General features: G+C 48.5%; 11 protein-coding genes and 1 tRNA gene. 4 read left to right on the top strand and 8 right to left on the bottom strand.

Annotated elements, in window-relative coordinates; genetic code table 11:
- Positions 1-163: 163 nt before the first annotated feature.
- The 3 genes from QZV76_RS02275 to QZV76_RS02265 all read left to right on the top strand — a co-directional run bounded on the left by QZV76_RS02275 (position 164) and on the right by QZV76_RS02265 (position 3,635).
- Positions 164-2,878 carry an HAD-IC family P-type ATPase gene (locus QZV76_RS02275; RefSeq protein WP_290595629.1) on the top strand — a complete coding sequence of 905 codons (2,715 nt, stop codon included), beginning with the start codon at positions 164-166 and terminating at the stop codon, positions 2,876-2,878.
- A 58-nt stretch (positions 2,879-2,936) separates the two neighbouring features.
- A tRNA-Arg gene (locus QZV76_RS02270) sits at positions 2,937-3,009 on the top strand.
- Positions 3,010-3,053: 44 nt separating this feature from the next.
- Entirely contained in the window at positions 3,054-3,635 is a 582-nt protein-coding gene (locus QZV76_RS02265) for a suppressor of fused domain protein (protein ID WP_290595627.1), read from the top strand.
- Between the two features lie 119 nt (positions 3,636-3,754).
- Here the strand turns inward: QZV76_RS02265 and QZV76_RS02260 are convergent, their stop codons facing one another.
- The 8 genes from QZV76_RS02260 to QZV76_RS02225 all read right to left on the bottom strand — a co-directional run bounded on the left by QZV76_RS02260 (position 3,755) and on the right by QZV76_RS02225 (position 11,686).
- Positions 3,755-4,729: a hypothetical protein gene (locus QZV76_RS02260; RefSeq protein WP_290595625.1), complete on the bottom strand. Its 975-nt coding sequence runs from the start codon at positions 4,727-4,729 to the stop codon at positions 3,755-3,757.
- The gene (locus tag QZV76_RS02255; protein WP_290595623.1) at positions 4,726-6,051 is read right to left on the bottom strand and encodes an MspA family porin; all 1,326 of its coding nucleotides are present in this window, start codon (positions 6,049-6,051) and stop codon (positions 4,726-4,728) included. Before QZV76_RS02255 ends, QZV76_RS02260 begins: the two co-directional genes overlap by 4 nt.
- A 94-nt stretch (positions 6,052-6,145) precedes the next feature.
- Entirely contained in the window at positions 6,146-6,865 is a 720-nt protein-coding gene (locus tag QZV76_RS02250) for an MspA family porin (protein ID WP_290595621.1), read from the bottom strand.
- Between the two features lie 543 nt (positions 6,866-7,408).
- A complete protein-coding gene (locus QZV76_RS02245; protein ID WP_290595619.1) occupies positions 7,409-7,921 on the bottom strand; it encodes a dihydrofolate reductase in 513 nt (170 codons plus the stop codon).
- Between the two features lie 2 nt (positions 7,922-7,923).
- Positions 7,924-8,721, bottom strand: a complete 798-nt coding sequence (locus tag QZV76_RS02240; protein ID WP_290595617.1) for a thymidylate synthase — start codon at positions 8,719-8,721, stop codon at positions 7,924-7,926.
- Positions 8,718-9,473 (bottom strand): 3'(2'),5'-bisphosphate nucleotidase CysQ, encoded by a 756-nt coding sequence (locus tag QZV76_RS02235; protein ID WP_290595615.1) that lies wholly within the window; start codon positions 9,471-9,473, stop codon positions 8,718-8,720. The genes QZV76_RS02240 and QZV76_RS02235 overlap by 4 nt, the downstream gene beginning before the upstream one ends.
- A gap of 57 nt (positions 9,474-9,530) precedes the next feature.
- Complete coding sequence (pgi, locus tag QZV76_RS02230) at positions 9,531-11,258, bottom strand: glucose-6-phosphate isomerase (RefSeq protein ID WP_290595613.1); 1,728 nt, start codon at positions 11,256-11,258, stop codon at positions 9,531-9,533.
- Between the two features lie 86 nt (positions 11,259-11,344).
- On the bottom strand, positions 11,345-11,686 hold the full coding sequence (locus QZV76_RS02225; RefSeq protein ID WP_290595611.1) for a chorismate mutase: 342 nt from the start codon (positions 11,684-11,686) through the stop codon (positions 11,345-11,347).
- Positions 11,687-11,781: 95 nt separating this feature from the next.
- Here QZV76_RS02225 and pcrA point away from each other — a divergent pair, with 95 nt between their 5' ends.
- On the top strand, positions 11,782-14,421 hold the full coding sequence (gene pcrA / locus QZV76_RS02220) for a DNA helicase PcrA (RefSeq protein ID WP_290595609.1): 2,640 nt from the start codon (positions 11,782-11,784) through the stop codon (positions 14,419-14,421).
- The last annotated feature ends 16 nt before the right edge of the window (positions 14,422-14,437 follow it).

The following is a 14,437-nucleotide window of genomic DNA, read 5'->3' as shown; positions in this document are numbered from 1 at the left end:
GAATCTTGACTAGTCACATTCACATTATGACTGTTAGAGCGCTAAATGTGAATTTATAGGCCCCACCATTATCTGTAGAAATCAATTAGGCTAAAAGCATTAGTGAATTACACTGCTGGCTTTCCCCGAGAAAACACCTCTTTTTAGAGGTAAAAAGGCACCCATGACTGATCAGAAACTTTCCGCTGCTACTCTCGCCGCTATTCCCGACGGAGTGGAGCATACCCCAGCAGGAGGATTAACAGAGGCGCAAGTCCACGAGATACGTGCGGCAGGGAAAGGTAATGATCATCAGGTTCGCGCCGGGCGTAGTGTCGGAGAAATAATTCGGGCAAATGTATTTACCAGAATTAATGCCATGCTTGGTGTGCTGTTTGTCATTGTGCTGTGCACAGGTTCCATCATTAATGCTGCCTTCGGCCTTTTGATTATCGCGAACTCAGCTATTGGCATTATCCAAGAGATCCGGGCGAAACGAATGCTCGACAAGTTGTCAATAGTGGGGCAAACAAAACCAACTGTGCAGCGTCGCAGTACAGAGTCCTCTACTCAGTCCGCTGCAGATAGTCCTGCAGAGAGCAGCACAGACGATACACTGCAGCAAGAAAACTCTACGGCAGTGGAGATACCAGCTACGGATCTGGTCGAAGGGGATCTCATCGTCTTGTCTCCTGGTGAGCAGATTGTTGTCGATGGTGAAATACTTTCTGCACAAGCACTCGATGTGGATGAGTCTCTTCTTACGGGAGAGAACGATCCGGTTCATAAAGATTCTGGTGACGTTGTTCTTTCGGGGAGCTTTGTTGTCTCCGGTAGTGGGGTTTATCAGGCGACAAGAGTAGGAACTGATGCTTATGCAGCGAAACTTGCCGCCGAGGCATCACAGTTTAGCCTTACTAATTCTCAGCTCATGTCGGGGATCAATAAGATTCTTAAAGTTATTACGTGGTTGCTCATTCCCACTGGATTAGCGACTATTTATACTCAGCTTTGTCAAACAGGTAAGCCGTGGAAAGAGTCGGTGCTTTCTATGACTGCTGCATTAGTCCCTATGGTTCCAGAAGGACTGGTGCTGATGACGTCGATTGCTTTTTTCGTAGGTGTTATTCGGTTAGGGGAAAAACAGTGTCTTGTTCAGGAGCTCCCTGCTATTGAGGGGCTAGCCCGTGTTGATGTGGTGTGTACAGATAAAACTGGCACGTTAACGAATAACACTATGACGTTCAAAGAAATTATCCCTGTGGATACTGTCGCGGATGACAAAAAATTGGCAGATATGGCGCAGCAAGCGCTTATCGCTATGGCAGTGGGGGATGAGCACCCTAATGATTCAATGCGGGCTATTGCAGACTGGGCGAAGTCTCGTGATAACAATGCGGCAATGATATCCGAAGAATGGGTTCGCACTAGTTGTGTCCCATTTTCTTCAGATAAAAAATGGTCAGCAATGGGGTTTGGAAAACAGGGTGAATGGATGCTTGGAGCCTCTGATGTCCTTGCTCAACCCGGCTCACAAGCGGCTTCTACTGCTGACGAAGTTGGTTCTACCGGTATGCGGGTTCTGTTACTTGCTCGCTCCTCTAAGCCCGTAGAAGATTTGGCGCATACGCCAGCGGACGATTTTGTTTCTGCTGGCATTGTTACTCCAGCGGCTTTAGTTGTTCTACAGCAGTCGGTTCGTTCGGACGCTGCTGATACCCTCGACTATTTTCAGCATGAGGGTGTAGACGCCAAAGTTGTTTCTGGCGATAATGCGAATTCTGTGGGTGCAGTTGCACGAGAACTTAATATGGTTGCTGCTGATGCGCCTCTGGATGCCCGTTCACTTCCTAAAATTCCGGACAATAGTTATTCGGACAGTCGTGATAAGGAGAGGGGAAAAGAGCGGCGCAATGAGTACTCTCAAGAAACAGTAAAGTTTGCCAAAGATGTTGAAAGCCATACAGTTTTTGGACGGGTTACTCCCGAACAGAAACGTTTAATGGTGCAGGCACTGCAGCATAACGGACACACTGTCGCAATGACAGGTGATGGCGTTAACGACGTCTTAGCGCTTAAACATGCTGATATTGGGGTAGCTATGGGCTCGGGGGCATCAGCGGCCCGATCAGTGGCACAAATAGTCCTTCTAGATAACCGTTTTGCCACACTGCCATCTGTAGTAGGGGAGGGGCGTCGAGTTATCGGCAATATTGAGCGAGTAGCTAATCTCTTCCTCACTAAAACGGTTTATTCCGTACTATTGGCTCTTTTCGTCGTGTTTGCCAGTGTGCCGTTTCCTTTCCAACCTATCCATGTCACGATTACTGGCTGGTTCACAATTGGTATTCCCGCCTTCCTTCTATCGCTAGCACCTAATAATGCTCGTGCTAAAAGCCACTTTGTACAGCGTGTACTGTGGCTTGCAGTACCATCCGGAGTAATTATTAGTGCCGTTTCTTTCACTACATATATGGTGCTTCGTAGTGTCTACAAGGACGCTAATGGTGTCATCTCGGATACACTACAGACACAAATATCGACCGCTACTTTGTCGGCGCTTATCGTTACTGCTACATGGGTATTGTGCGTGGTTGCTCGGCCTTTGCAGTGGTGGAAAATCCTTCTGGTTGTATTATCAGCTGCGATGTACCCACTTATTTTCCTATGGCCCTTTACTGCTCATCTATTTTTCTTGGATGCAACTAATGGAGAGTTAATGAAGTGGGGATTGTTAGCAGGCGTCTGTGGGGCCATATTGGTAGAGATCTTCTGGTGGATAGCTGGAGTACTGAAAGGTGAGCGGCAGTTCGTGTGGGAACGAACGCATACACGTTTTGAGGAAGAGCAACATGCTCTTGACGTAAAAAAGGCGGCTCAAGAGCGTTCAGGTCATTAAAATTCAGATTGGTAATAACAGACTTATTGATTCGTCTATTAAAGTAGAAAACAACTGAGCCCCAGTAGCTCAGGGGATAGAGCACTTCTCTCCTAAAGAAGGTGTCGTAGGTTCGAATCCTATCTGGGGCACTTACATCCCCGTACCGGCATACGCTAGGACGAGAAGGTAGGGAATGGAACCAGCAGTCATTGCTCATATGGAAGAGAGGCTGGGCCGTATTCGCGGTTCTGTGCCGGGGTCTCGACATGCGCACTGGACTGTCGTATTTTCAGAAGTCCCCTCTCGTAAACTGTCGCGAATGCCAGTCTCGTATAAGGCTAAACGACTTGTATCCGTGTGGACGGTAGGCCTTAGTTTTGTCCCCCTAGTGTCTCCACAGACGCATCATAAGCTGCGTTTGGAATTATTTACGCTCTGCGATCCACAAGATCGTTTTGAGGCAGAGCGTGTTATGGGGGCAGTAGCGGAAGCTATTGATACTACAGCTACTCCGATACTCCGTGGGCAGGTTATTGGTCCATTACCGCCAGAGGCTGGTGTACACGCAGTGTATGCATCCATGCCGAAGATGTTTGATACAGATTTCCCCACATGTAATACCGAATACGGGCCTGTGGCAATGGTGTGGATTTTCCCCATTGGACCAAGTGAAGAGAAGTTCATTCTTAAAGAAGGATGGAAGAAGTTTGAGGAGAGACTTTTCCATCGTTTCGATATCGATCCATCAGACTGGGGACGTCTATCATCGTGTTAGCGTCAGAAGACGTAATGAGAAGTACAGATAAAAGGTAAGAAACTGAAATAACGTGTGCCCCAGTAATACTCAGTAGCATTACTGGGGCACACGGTTGTTGTGTCTTAGTGGGTGAAGAATTAGAAACCCATGCGGAACATCTTATTGGGGTAGAAGGGGTATGAATTACCAATAAGCTGGTAGTTCACATAGTTCCCGGACTTAGTACGGCCTAAAGTGACAACGAAAGGACGTAGGTAGGCGGGGCCTACACACCCTGCACTACGCAAGTGCATATTCGTTATACGAATAGTGTTCCAACCGGGGCTATACCGGACAAAGTAGAAAGGAACGATGGATGTCTGACCACCCGTAACATTCACAGAGAATGTACGAGTAACCTTGGTCTTTAGCTCCATTCTGCTGTCTTTTGTGCGGTAGTTAGTGAAAACACGTGGCAAGTCGAGAGTATCAACAACTTCCTTTGGTACTTCCGTCGCTGCCCATTTTGCTAGCTCAGCACAGCCGGGACCTTCGCTAGCACCACATTCTGCACCAGCAATTGCACCTTTGTAAGCAGTAATTGCTGTCTGTTTTAACCAGTCAGTAATGGGATAGGTACTTGCCTTGGACTTCCATTTTCCATTAACGACTATCTTCGTATTGTCATCGACAACAGTACGAACTTGGGGATTCCCTACTCCTTCGAAGCAACCGAATTGCACGCCTGCATAGTAGTAGGCAACTGCATAGGAAGGATCCACACGAGTGCTTACTTCCAGCGTGATGTCGCCATTTCGGTGTAATCCGAAGAGAGCAGAAGAATTATGAAAACCGCTGTTCCGAATAATGGACTGTACTTTGCCCTTCTCAGGGTTAATGAATGTCCGTTTCTGGTTGTCAAACCTAACGTGTCGTTGCAAGAAAGTTGGAAGTAAACCATCTATATCAACAGCGCGCGAGCTGACTCCATTCTGGAAAGCCGCTGGACCAACGAGTGATTCAGCTTGAGCAGCTGGCGCACTACTACAAAGAATTCCTGTAGTAACAGCCAGCGCTAAAGCTGCACGAGAACCGCGTCGAATAGTATAGCGAGGACGAGGAGTTATAGTCATGACAGGCTCTTCCCCTTAGGAGACGGTGTTCCGGCCGACGCAGAGGGCTTAGTAAGCGTCACAATAACGCGTCTAATGTACTTGTTAATTGGTCGCCACACCTTATTATGAATCTCTTTATGACGATTCCTATTATCGGTAGGAAGATCCGTCTGTGGGAGTAGCGTGGACATCCACCGTACAGCACCGTGAATAGTGAATTTAAGCCCTTCGATCTGTTGAGAACTCTGGTGCTTATTCTCCTGGTTGGCTTTTGCTCCAGCAGGATGTCCAACCGAAGCGAGTGCCTGTGTACTTGCGTCCTCAGCTTTTTCTCGTGACTTGTCACGAGGTGTTTTAGCTGCTGACTGTGCACTAGTGCCATCCTTTTTGCCGCTACTGGGTTCAGTAGTACGGTCTGGATTGACGCGAGAGGGGGTAAGAACTTTCGCTAGCATTTTCTTGCCAGCACTCATTCTTTTGGCACCTGGAGCCTTCTTAGGCTTACCAGCAGGAGTAGGTTGCTGTGCTTTAGCACCATTTTTAGATTTTGAGGTAGACGTTGGATCGCTACCAAGATTATCGACACCATCCTGGTATTCGACATACGAGCGTAGCGAAACGTTACCGGGGCACCCATCAACGAACAAGTGTACGTCACGAAGGTCTGCCCAGCTTGTACGATTACCGTGGAAAGAGAAGCTAGCCAGCGAAACCTTACTGATATGGCCAGGCCTTATGTTAACGCCAAAAGTAACATTCTTACTAAGAGTTATGTTCTTCGCGTAGCCGTGCCATAGTTTTGGCCGCAATAGATTGAGGCCAAAAGATTTGCCGGTCGTCTTAAAATCGGGAGTGCTATAGTCGCCTTCCCGCCCAAGGACAGGAATAAAGGGACTAATTTGTATGGGCACTGACACCTCTAGTTTGCCAGGTCGAGAAGCATCAATTTGGCAGCCCATAATGTAGCCCACTGCCAGTGTATGCGCGGAGCTCTCGGGGGCGCCCGTCACAGTAGCGAGTCCTTGTAAGCTCACTCGTACTTCATGCGTAAAAGCGTTGTGGTTTAACGGAGCAGTACGGTACAAGCGCTCATTCTTCTTCGCTAAAGTAACTTTTTCACCGTCCTCTGTGGTAACCGTACGCTGTACATCTGGAACGGAATAACTGTTGCGTGACTTCTTAATGGCAGTATCTGTCATAGTTTGACGAGATCCGCCTGAGTTATTCGTAGAGGATGCTGCGAAAGCAGAAGGACTGGTGGCGACACTTGTACACAGAAGGCTGGCAGCGAGGAGTAATGATAAAGAATTACGTTGCAGCATGGTCGTCCAATCAAGCAAGAAGAATGCGGATACAGTCAGTTGTTCTCACTACAAAAGGGGGCATTGTAAGAGTGAGAACGGTGCAACTAAACTGACCGTATCCGCTTGGCTTTTAGAAACGGGTGACCCTGCCCCACGTGGTGATCTTGGAATCTTCGATGGGAGCTTTAGTCCACAGAGTGACGAAGGAGCGCACAGAGGCGAATCCTAGGCAGCCATCAACATTGATAGGCTCTCCGACGTAGCGTAGAGCACCTTTATTGCCCTTAACGTCCTTTTCTGCAACGAGGAAAGTAATAATCTGTCCTGGTTTCAGGTTGAATTTTACATCCGGTCCCAGAGGAATCTCGAGGTTGTGCTTGGGGGTAAGAGTGGTGGTGTGACCGATACCGCTGATTTCGCCGCCGCCACCATCTGCGCTGCCTTCACCTTTAATGCCTGGCATGATGTTGATGGCGTGCTGTAGTTCACGGCTCGTGGTGAGTTTAGGAGCACCAAACTGAATCGTCTGTCCTTCAGAGACATCGATCATGCAGCCAAGCTGATAACCGATCATGATGTGGGCATCGACAGCCTTACCGGTGGCACCCTCAATGGTGGCAAGACCTTTAGTATCGAGGAAAGTCTGATGGGAAAGGATGGAGAGGTTATCCGGTAGCTTTACATCAAATTTTTCGTTCGTACGCTTGATGTTGAGAGTGAGGTTATCCTCGGTGGTAGTGGTGTAGTCAGCTCCAGCCTTACGAATCGGGATAGCGTTAGCTGTCGCGAAGGATGCACCGATAATGGTGATGGCGGCCAAGGTGGAGGCCGTAAAACGGCGAAGCTTCATGAAAACTCCTTGGGGTGAAGGTACAGGAAGTGAATGTTCGCCTCTTAGTAAACACTCACTTTTCAGAATAACAAAATAGGAAATGACATTTTTGTTGGAATTAAAAATACAAGAAATGTATTTTTGTTTCCATATCAATTTTTCTAGAAAATCCCTGCATTTCACTTATTTATTGTGTTCATATTTCGTTAATCATGACAGACATGCTCCATATGTTTTTTCGTTACGACAGTAGTGCGAATAACTGATTAAAAATGCCGTCGATGTTGTTATTAAGAATTATTTAGAAAATAAACTGAATTATTTGAATATATTGATTCTAACTATTTATTAGTCTGTGTGTATTCAGTAATTGCGTCAGTAGGCGCTTTTTTGGCAAGTACTAGTAAAAAAATGTTTTTAAATAAATCAAAAATATTTGTCAATTTTTATATAGATGAGTTTTTCGATTCAGATATCGGTGGCTGAACGGATCTTCCTTATCCTCATAAAGGCCTCATAAAAAGACTCTGCTGGATGTCGTCAACCGAATATCGTGCTCAACTACTTACTCAAAGAAACCCGATCATAAGTAAGAAAACGGTAGCGAATTCCGCTACTGGAAAGTTCCCACTGTGTAGCAGCAATCTCCTGCCAAATTTCTGAATCAAGCCGTGGTGCTGCGGCATCGCCCCCCGACACAATAAGATCTAGTTCCGTGATCTCACAGCGATGAGCAATCGGCATAAACTCATGGTAGACATGTGATCCACCAATAACCCAAAAGTCACCGTCGTGTGTCAATCCTTCAGCAGTTTCCAATGCTTCTAGAGGAGAGTGGGCTGTGATCGCTCCCTCGGCAGACCACTCTGTATTGCGGGTAAGGACAATATTATGACGACCCGGAAGAGGCTTGAAGCGTGGATTGAGGGAATCCCAGGTAGTACGACCCATCACCACTGGATCTGAACCAGTGATGTGCTTGAAGTGAGCCAAGTCCTCGGGTACGTGCCATGGCATAGTACCGTTCTTCCCAATCCATCCATTAGTGGACTGAGCCCAGATAAGACCGATCACTATTACACCGCCACGGGAGCTTTAATAGCCGGATGGTGCTGATAGTTGACGATAGTAATGTCGTCATACTGGTAGTCAAAAATACTGTCAGCCTTGTGTAATTCAAGCGTGGGATACGGATAAGGTGCTCGCGAAAGCTGTTCCGTTACCTGATCAATATGGTTGTTATAAATATGACAATCTCCACCTGTCCAGATGAAGTCTCCCACACCTAACCCAGCTTGCTGTGCCGTCATATGGGTGAGTAGAGCATAGCTGGCGATATTGAAGGGGACACCTAGGAACAGATCTGCAGAGCGCTGGTACAGCTGACAGCTGAGTTTATTGTTTACGACATAAAACTGGAACAGAGTATGGCAAGGGTAAAGAGCCATGCGGGGTAAGTCAGACACGTTCCAGGCTGAAACAATATTACGGCGTGAGTCTGGATCAGTTCGTAAAAGTTCCAATGATGCGCTGATCTGGTCAAGAGTCTCGCCATTAGGTGTTGGCCAAGAACGCCACTGTGCTCCATAAATAGGGCCTAAATCGCCATTTTCGTCGGCCCATTCATTCCAGATAGAGACGCCATGCTCCTGCAGCCATTTCACATTGGTATTGCCCTGCAGGAACCATAACAACTCATAGACAACGGATTTCATGTGAACCCGCTTTGTCGTAATGAGGGGAAAACCATCGTCTAGGTGATAACGCAGCTGCGCCCCAAAAATACTCCGTGTACCGGTTCCTGTGCGATCCGCTTTAGGAGCACCATTATTGAGTACTTCGCGGAGTAAATCTTCGTAGGGCGTAGGGATCATTTGTTACTAGCCTCAAATTCGGCAACGGCCTTTAAGATATCTCCAGCAATTTCTTTACGACAAATAAGGAGGTCAGGAAGGTAGGTATCTTCCTGGTTATACACCAGTGGGGAACCATCTAGGCGTGAGCAATGGAGACCCGCTGCCAGAGCTACTCCCACCGGAGCGCAGGAATCCCATTCATACTGTCCACCAGAGTGAATATAAGCGTCAGCGTCTCCTAAAAGAACAGACATTCCCTTAGCGCCAGCAGAACCCATAGGATGCAATTCAGATCCCAGCGCATGCGCAACATAATCAGCACATGCCGGAGGGCGAGTACGAGAAATGACGATCCTCTTAGCATAGGGACCCTTTACCGCTCGTACATTAGACGTATGCCATACGCGGTTAAGGTCTGGCATAGCGACAGCCGCAACCACAGGCGTGCCATTCTCTACCATGGAGATATGAACGGCCCAATCGAGACGGCCATTGGAGAATTCTCGCGTGCCATCGAGCGGATCAATAATCCAGACACGATCTTTGGACAGGCGCTCTTCTACCTCATCGGGAGCTTCTTCCGAAAGCATGCCATCATCAGGGCGATGTGCAGCAAGGACGGACGCAATCCAATGCTGAGCAAGCTCATCGCCGGCAGCTCCAAGTTCATGCCCACGCAATAAACCGCCGGAACGGACACCTTTAAGAATATCTCCAGCACCAGCAGCAATACGCTGTGCAAGAGTTACATCATCAAGTTTGAGACTCATTGCTAATTCCTTCAGTAGCCTAATTCTCAGTCTAGTGAGAATAGGAGGTAAGTGATGTTACTTCCGTGCATCAGCACGGAGAGAACGATAGCGAGAGATAAGAGCTGCAGTAGAAGAATCCATTCCAGAGGGGGTAACTCCTGCATCTGTTGTGGAAACAGATGGCACAGCTGTATCACCGGTAATGAAGGGGAGGAGGTCACCAGCTTGCTTCTTGCCAAGCTCCACACCCCACTGATCGTAGGGATTGACCGAATAAATCATGCCCTGGACGAAGACAATATGTTCATAGAGTGCGATGAGAGAACCAACAACCTCAGGAGTAAGACGAGTAGCCAGAATAGACGTGGATGGCCGATTTCCTGGCATGACCTTGTGGTTGACCAGTTCTGCAGGGGTCCCCTCGGCAGCAATCTCTGCAGCAGTCTTACCAAAAGCAAGAACCTTGGTCTGTGCGAAGAAGTTGCTCATGAGGAGGTCATGCATGGAGCCGGTGCCGTCAGCTGTGGGGAGATCATCGAGTGGTTGTGCAACAGCGATAAAGTCGGTAGGAACAAGACGGGTGCCCTGATGCAGTAGCTGGTAGAAAGCGTGCTGACCATTAGTTCCAGGTTCACCCCAATAGATTTCTCCGGTGGAGGTAGTAACGGGGCTGCCATCGACACGAACAGACTTACCATTGGATTCCATGGTGAGTTGCTGCAGGTAGGCCGGGAAGCGGCTGAGATCCTGGACGTAGGGGAGAACGGCTTTAGAGTCGGCATTAAAGAGGTGAGAATCGGAATACCATACGCCTAATAGACCCATGAGAACTGGCACGTTTTCCGCTAGCGGAGCGGTACGGAAGTGTTCATCCATCGTGTGGAAGCCGTCAAGGAAGCGCATAAAGTTGTCGTAGCCGGCCACTGTCATAACGGACAGACCAATAGCGGAATCGACAGAATAGCGTCCACCGACCCAGTCCCAGAAACCGAACATGTTTTGGGTATCGATACCGAAGGCGGAGACTTTTTCCGCGTTGGTGGAAACAGCGACGAAGTGTCGTGCAATAGCATCGTCGCTTACCTCACTGCCGGTAATGTTCTGCAGTCCGGACATGAGCCAGTGACGTGCTGCTGCGGCATTGGTCATGGTTTCCTGCGTGGTGAAGGTCTTAGAGGCAATGATGAAGAGGGTCTCTTCTGGATTAAGATCGGCGGTTTTAGCGACAAGGTCGGCGGGATCAACGTTGGAAACGTAGCGTGCGGAGATACCGGCATCCTGGTAGTGACGCAGTGCTAGGTTCACCATGACAGGGCCTAGGTCTGAGCCGCCGATACCAATGTTGACAACTGTCGTGATGTTCTTGCCGGTGTATCCCTTCCATTCTTTATTGCGGAGGGAGTCGGTGAAGGTATGCATGCGGTCAAGGACGTCGTGGACGTCCGCCACAATGTTTTGTCCATCAACAACGAGTTCCGCATCGCGAGGGAGTCGTAGTGCGGTATGGAGTACGGCGCGGTTTTCAGTGCAGTTAATGTGTTCACCGGCGAACATGGCATCGCGTTTAGCTGGTATCTGGGCAGCTTCGGCAACTGCGATAAGTTTCTTCAGTGTTTCGCGAGTGACGCGGTTCTTGGAGAGATCGACAGTGAGGTCGCCCACCTGGTACGTGAGTTCAGTGCCACGTTGCGGATCGGCCTGGAAGATATCACGGAGGTGAAGATCTTTCACAGTGGCGAAATGAGCAAGCAGGTCATTCCACGCGGGAGTAGTAGTGATATCGATGGGAGTGACATCGGTCATTATTATTTCTCCATTACGTGTTGAACGTTGTGCTATAAAGTTTCAGAACTTAATCGAAACAGATTGTATTGCAAGGACAAATGTAACTAGCCTAACGGGCCGCGTCCAAGACGAAGCAGCAACAAAGCTAACTGATGGCCTTCTTTACCAAGTGCGTTGAACCGCTCAATGACTTTAAGCTCACGATTGTGAACAAGACGTGGACCGCCGCTCTTTTTTCTCGTTTGGCCAATTCTTCGAGAAATTTCAGTACGACGTTGAATAGCTTCCAAAATGACATGATCGAGGTGATCGATCTCTTGGCGAAGTTCATTAATCTCTGCCGCACTTAATTCATCGGTAGCGCCAGTTGGATCACTGTGCAAACGCTTATCCGATTCCTTACGAGAAGAACTCGAGTCCTGCGGTGCATGAGTAGTATTCGCCATACCCTTATTATTCCACGTAAATACAAATGTCTCGGCCTACACAATACGGTCGGATCACAACAATAAGGCGATGTTCCACTAAATTGGAGGACGTTATGAGCGATATGATTACTGACCCAAAGCCTCCCCAGTCCCCTCAGCTCTTTGATGACGCAACCGTGGCTGAATTCAATACTGCGCAATTAGATACTGTGCAATCGGATACTGCGCAATTAAATAGAGCACAAACAGTCTTGCGAGGTTTTCAGCAGCAGAATGCAGACCAGTTGTTAGAGGGGCTTAACCCACAACAACAGCAAGCTGTTCGGCATAGTGGTACACCATTGCTTATTGTGGCCGGGGCAGGTTCTGGAAAAACTACCGTTCTTACACGACGTATTGCCTATGTATTGGCAACTCAACCGGTACGGGCATCGCAAATTTTAGCGATTACCTTCACCAATAAAGCCGCAGCAGAAATGCGGGAGCGCGTTCAACAGATTGTTGGCGCAGAAGCGAATTACATGTGGGTGTCCACATTCCACTCCATGTGTGTGCGCATTCTTCGTGCACAAGCTGCAGAACTAGATGTCGTGAATAGTAGCTTCACTATTTATGATGCGGATGATTCTAAACGTTTACTGGCTATGATCATCAAGGAGCTTAACCTAGATTCCAAGAAGTATGCCCCTAAGGTTTTAGCGAATCGTATTTCTCATTGGAAGAACGAACTTATCGATCCGGAGGCCGCTGCCGCCGATGCACCCGAGGGACACTTCGATAAAGTAGCTGCCGAGGTTTATGGTCTCTATCAGGCACGTTTAAGAGCAGCTAACGCTTTCGATTTTGATGATCTTATTGGGGAAACGGTTGCGCTGCTAGAATCCCACCCGAATATTGCGCAGTATTATCAGCGGCGTTTCCGGCATGTTTTAGTTGACGAGTATCAGGATACGAACCATGCCCAATACATGCTGGTTCGAGCGCTAGTGGGTGATGGGACCAATGGTGTTGAGCCAGCTGAGTTATGCGTTGTAGGTGACGCAGACCAGTCCATTTACGCATTCCGAGGCGCCACTATCCGCAACATTGTGGAGTTTGAGCGTGATTTTACGAATGCGACCACTATTCTTCTGGAGCAGAATTACCGTTCAACTCAGAATATTCTGTCGGCTGCTAACGCTGTCATCGATAACAATGAGGGACGCCGAAAAAAGAATCTCTGGACAGATGCTGGAGATGGTCCTCTTATTGATCTTTATGTTGCGGATAACGAGCATGATGAAGCTCGGTTTATCGGCAATGAGATCGACAAACTGCATGATGAAGGCGTGTCCTATAGCGATATAGCGATTTTCTATCGAACGAATAACGGGTCACGTCCTCTAGAAGATGCTTTCATTCGTACTGGTTTACCGTACAAAGTTGTTGGCGGTACGCGCTTCTATGAGCGAATGGAAGTGCGAGATATCGTGGCTTACCTCAAGGTATTAGAGAACCCAGCAGATACCGTGAGTCTGCGTCGAATTATCAACACACCACGTCGTGGTATTGGTGATAGAGCTATTAGTTGTCTTGCGGTTTTTGCGGAACAGCAAGGAATTTCCCTATGGGAGGCATGTTGTCGAGCAAAAGAGGGTGTTGTTCCTTTCCTTAATTCCCGTGCAGAGAAATCAATTGCTAGCTTTGTTGAGCTTATGACTGATATTCAGCACCATATTGCAGGGAGGGATCATACAGCGGGAGAAGGATCGCTGCCTGATCTTGGTGAGATCGTTGAAATGGTCATTGACCGTTCTGGCTATCGAGCAAGTCTGGAGGGTTCTAATGACTCGCAAGATCAGTCTCGTCTCGATAACCTGAAAGAACTTGTTTCAGTTGCACATGAGTTCTCTGCTGACGCGGCGTCCCTGCGAGCACTGGAAGAGAGTTTTGACGACAGTAATGCTGATGGAGTTAGTAAAGAGACTATTGATGAGGGAACAGAGGGGCTAGCTGAACCAGGGTCACTGGCCGCTTTCCTAGAACGCGTTTCCCTTGCCTCGGATACCGACCGGATCCCCGATGAGAACGACGGCATGATTACGCTTATGACGCTGCACTCTGCGAAAGGCCTGGAGTTCCCCGTTGTGTTTGTTACAGGCTGGGAAGAAGGTATGTTCCCGCATATGCGAGCGTTAGCGGACGATAATGAGCTTTCGGAGGAGCGTCGGCTGGCGTATGTAGGAATTACTCGAGCGAAGCGGAAACTGTACCTTACGAGAGCTGTTGTTCGCTCAAGTTGGGGACAACCACAGTCGAATCCGCAGTCCCGTTTTCTCGATGAGATTCCTGCAGACCTTCTGAACGTATCGAGAGAAGCCCCAGAAATCGCCGATGACGATGATTGGAGTTACGGCTCGTCTGGCCGTTCCTGGGGTTCTAGTAGCCGTTCTGGACAGTCGTGGGGATCCCGCAGTAATCGTGCGAACCACAGCGGACGTGGGGATAAATCCCGTAGTGGTCGTTATGGTGATGTACAAAAGCGGTGGGGTAGCCCCGTCGAAACTCGTCGGATTGCACCGAAGACAGCAAGTCCGCGTAGAACCTCCCTTATTAGTGTGGAGAAAGGGGATCGGGTAGTACACGACAAGTACGGCTTGGGGAAGGTTATGGAAGTATCGGGCACAGGGCCTAGTACTACTGCATTAGTGGACTTCGGATCCTCGGGTGTTGTGCGTCTTATGCTAGTGGCCGCGCCTATCGAGAAGCTCTAGTAGACGAGGAAGAATC

Origin of the sequence: Lawsonella sp., assembly GCF_011525565.1 — a bacterium.
Lineage (GTDB): Bacteria > Actinomycetota > Actinomycetes > Mycobacteriales > Mycobacteriaceae > Lawsonella > Lawsonella clevelandensis_A.
This window is presented reverse-complemented; position numbering and strand designations above follow the sequence as displayed.